Source organism: Mesorhizobium sp. M7A.T.Ca.US.000.02.2.1 (genome assembly GCF_003996995.1).
GTDB lineage: Bacteria > Pseudomonadota > Alphaproteobacteria > Rhizobiales > Rhizobiaceae > Mesorhizobium.
Window position 1 is genome coordinate 1 of record NZ_RZTT01000548.1, and the last position, 3,280, is coordinate 3,280.

The 3,280-nt window shown below is 63.4% G+C and carries 5 protein-coding genes; 4 read left to right on the forward strand and 1 reads right to left on the reverse strand.

All coding sequences use genetic code 11. The annotated features are described in order from the left end of the window. Positions 1-418 (reverse strand): GNAT family N-acetyltransferase (locus tag EOD15_RS31265; protein ID WP_148129726.1); only part of this gene is annotated, 418 nt, incomplete at its 3' end. Positions 419-618: 200 nt separating this feature from the next. Between EOD15_RS31265 and EOD15_RS31270 the strand changes: the two genes are divergently transcribed. The 4 genes from EOD15_RS31270 to EOD15_RS31285 all read left to right on the forward strand — a co-directional run. Continuing rightward, positions 619-1,074 (forward strand): DUF2214 family protein, encoded by a 456-nt coding sequence (locus EOD15_RS31270; RefSeq protein ID WP_127320504.1) that lies wholly within the window; start codon positions 619-621, stop codon positions 1,072-1,074. 134 nt (positions 1,075-1,208) lie between these two features. Next, positions 1,209-2,186, forward strand: a complete 978-nt coding sequence (locus EOD15_RS31275) for a tripartite tricarboxylate transporter substrate-binding protein (protein WP_127320505.1) — start codon at positions 1,209-1,211, stop codon at positions 2,184-2,186. Positions 2,187-2,261: 75 nt separating this feature from the next. Beyond that, positions 2,262-2,735 carry a tripartite tricarboxylate transporter TctB family protein gene (locus EOD15_RS31280; RefSeq protein WP_127271254.1) on the forward strand — a complete coding sequence of 158 codons (474 nt, stop codon included), beginning with the start codon at positions 2,262-2,264 and terminating at the stop codon, positions 2,733-2,735. Positions 2,736-2,745: 10 nt separating this feature from the next. After that, a partial coding sequence (locus EOD15_RS31285) for a tripartite tricarboxylate transporter permease (protein WP_185929128.1) occupies positions 2,746-3,280 on the forward strand: 535 nt, incomplete at its 3' end.

Here is a 3,280-nt window from a genome sequence, read left to right on the forward strand (position 1 = left end):
CGGTCTTCTCGCGCCCGAAAATCTCTTCGCTCCACGCCAGGATGCGGCCAACCACCTCGGTGGCGAAGCCCGCCCCGTGCACGGCCGGAACCAGCGCCCACCCGGCCTCGGGAATGCCTTCGATCGATGGTTCCATATCGCGCTTCAGGTCGTGAAACCCGGCCTCGCCGATGAAGCGTCCGGTCGCCTTCTCCTCGATCGCCCAGAAGCCATAGCCGAGCAGCGACCACAGGCCGGCGTGACGCAGGAAGCGCATCCAGCTTTCTTCGCGCGTGCGCGGTTTGCCGCCGATGAAGCGGGTGACGATGGGATCCGTCCACATCGCGGCATAGGTGTCGAAATCGTCCAGCCGGTGTGCCCGCAGGATGGTTCGCTTCGTTTCGATGACAGGAGCGCTGGTCGCTTGTGGATTGTTCATGGGATCTGCCTCGCACGGATCGTCAGCGCTTAGCAAATCGCCGGTGCTGCGCAAGGGCCAGGGCAACACGGCCCATCATCCAGCCGCCGCTATGGGAATTTTGCGCGACGGTGCTATTTTCACGGCAGGCTGATTCAACACCTGCCAGCGCGACCCTTTTTCAGGCGCTGGGCGGTGCCGTCAAACCCCGGGGAAAGAGCATGGACACCACCGATCTTGTGCTTGCGATCTTCCATCATCTGCTGGTGTTTTCGTTGGCGGGAATCATCGGCGCCGAATTCGTCCTGATCCGCGGCGATCTGGGCACTGCGACGCTCAAGAGGCTCGCCGGCATCGACCGCCATTACGGCATCATTGCCACGCTGATCATCGTCGTCGGCATCGGCCGCGTCTTCTATGGCCTCAAGGGCTGGGAATTCTACGTCCACAATTGGGTGTTCTGGGCCAAGATAGCGGCGTTCGTCATGGTCGGCCTGCTGTCGATCATCCCGACCGTCCGCTTCATATCCTGGAGCAGGCAGGCGAGCGGCAATGCCTCGTTCCAGGTGCCGACGGCCGAGCTTGCGTCCGTGAAGACCTATATCCGCGCCGAAGCTTTCATCTTCCTGCTCATCCCGGTCTTCGCCGCGGCGATGGCGCGTGGCTACGGCTATTAGGATGGCGCCCATCAGCAGTTTGCCGTTTGAGACGGTTGCAATCTGTTAATTTGCGCTAGTTGTTGCTCCATCTGCAGGGTGTTGAGAGGACCCCGCGCAGCGGTTGGAGATTTACGTATTGGGAGGAGATCACGATGAGAAGATTTGTCGCCACTCTGGCTGCTGCTGCGGCCGTCGCGCTTTATGGGTTCACTGCCGGCGCGCAGACCTATCCTGAACGCACCATCACCGTTGTGGTGCCGTTTGCAGCCGGCGGCCCGACCGACACGGTCACGCGCCTCGTCGCCGAAGCGATGTCGAAGGATCTCGGCCAGCAGGTCATCGTCGAAAATGTCGGCGGCGCCGGCGGCACGCTGGGTGCCGGTCGCGTCGCCAACGCCGAGCCGGACGGTTATACGCTGCTGCTCCATCATATAGGCATGGCGACAAGTGCGACGCTGTACAGAAAGCTCGCCTACGACACGCTGAACGCCTTCGAATATGTCGGCCTCGTCACCGAAGTGCCGATGACCATCGTCGGCCGCAAGGACCTGGAGCCCACCGACCTCAAGGGGTTGGTGGAGTACGCCAAGGCCAACAAGGATTCCATTACCGTCGCAAATGCCGGCATCGGTGCGGCCTCGCATCTGTGCGGCATGCTGTTCATGAGCGCCATCAAGACGCCGCTGGTCACCGTGCCCTACAAGGGCACCGGCCCGGCCATGACCGATCTTCTCGGCGGCCAGGTCGACATCATGTGCGACCAGACGACCAACACCACCAAGCAGATCCAGGGCGGCACCATCAAGGCCTATGCCGTCACCTCGCCGGAACGCCTCGATGTGCTGAAGGACGTGCCGACGACGGTGGAAGGCGGCCTTCCCGATGTGCAGGTCGGCATCTGGCATGGTCTCTATGCACCCAAGGGCACGCCGGCCGAGATCACCGAACGCCTGTCGAAATCGCTGCAGGTCGCGCTGAAGGACGAGAACGTCGCCGCCCGCTTCGCCGAACTGGGCACCAAGCCGTCGCTCGAGGCCGATGCCACGCCCGCCGCACTGAAGGCCAAGCTGGAAAGCGAGATCGCGCGCTGGAAGCCGATCATCGAAGCCGCCGGCCAGTACGCCGACTGAGATTTGAATAGGGGCGCCACCAGCGCCCCTATTCCGCTCGGCATCCGCTACCCACTGCGGGCTTGGAGAACCACCATGAAACCTTTCGCGATCGACAGGGCCAACGGCCTGTGCGCCGCCCTGTTCATCGGTTTTGGCGCATGGTTCGCGCTGCAATCGCTCGGTCTCGAAATCGGCACCGCCTTGCGCATGGGGCCAGGCTATTTTCCGCTGGTCCTGGCGATCGTGCTGATCCTGCTTGGCGCGGTCATTCTCGTCCAGGCCGTACGCGTCGAGGGCGAAGCGATCGGGCACATTGCGTGGCGCGGCATGCTGCTCATCCTGCCTGCTCCGATCTTCTTTGGCCTGACAGTGCGCGGCCTCGGATTCATCCCGTCGATCTTCCTGACGGCGCTGATCGCGTCGTTTGCCAGCCGCCGCATGAAGCCATTGACCGCGCTCGTGCTGTCGGCCGGCCTGACGTTGTTTGCCTTCCTCGTCTTCAGCTACGCGCTCGGCCTGCCGTTCCGCCGCTTCGGCCCGTGGCTGGCCCCAGGGTCGGCATCGTGAGGCGATGATCATGGATCTCCTCGACAACCTCGGGCTCGGCTTTTCGACGGCGACGTCGTTGACCAACCTCGGTTTCTGCCTGATCGGCGTCCTTCTCGGCACGCTGATCGGCGTCCTGCCCGGCATCGGCGCCACCGCGACCATCGCCATGCTTCTGCCCATCACCTTCCAGATCGGCGACCCGGTCTCCTCCCTCATCATGCTCGCCGGCATCTATTACGGTGCGCAATATGGCGGCTCGACCACGGCCATTCTCATCAACATGCCGGGCGAATCCTCGTCCGCCGTCACCGCGATCGACGGCTACCAGATTGCCAGGAACGGCCGCGCCGGAGCGGCCCTCGCGATCGCGGCCATCGGCTCGTTCTTTGCCGGCACGGTGTCGACGTTCCTCGTCGCCATCTTTGCCCCGCCGCTGACGGCGATCGCGCTGAAATTCGGCTCGGCCGAGTATTTTTCGCTGATGATCGTCGGCTTGGTTTCGTCCGTCGCGCTCGCCCACGGCTCTATCGTCAAGGCGCTGGCCATGGTCGTGCTCGGCCTGC

Coding starts and splice junctions, on each gene's coding strand:
- EOD15_RS31270 (WP_127320504.1), top strand. CDS start 619: ATGGACACCACCGATCTTGTGCTTGCGATCTTCCATCATCTGCTGGTG.
- EOD15_RS31275 (WP_127320505.1), top strand. CDS start 1,209: ATGAGAAGATTTGTCGCCACTCTGGCTGCTGCTGCGGCCGTCGCGCTT.
- EOD15_RS31280 (WP_127271254.1), top strand. CDS start 2,262: ATGAAACCTTTCGCGATCGACAGGGCCAACGGCCTGTGCGCCGCCCTG.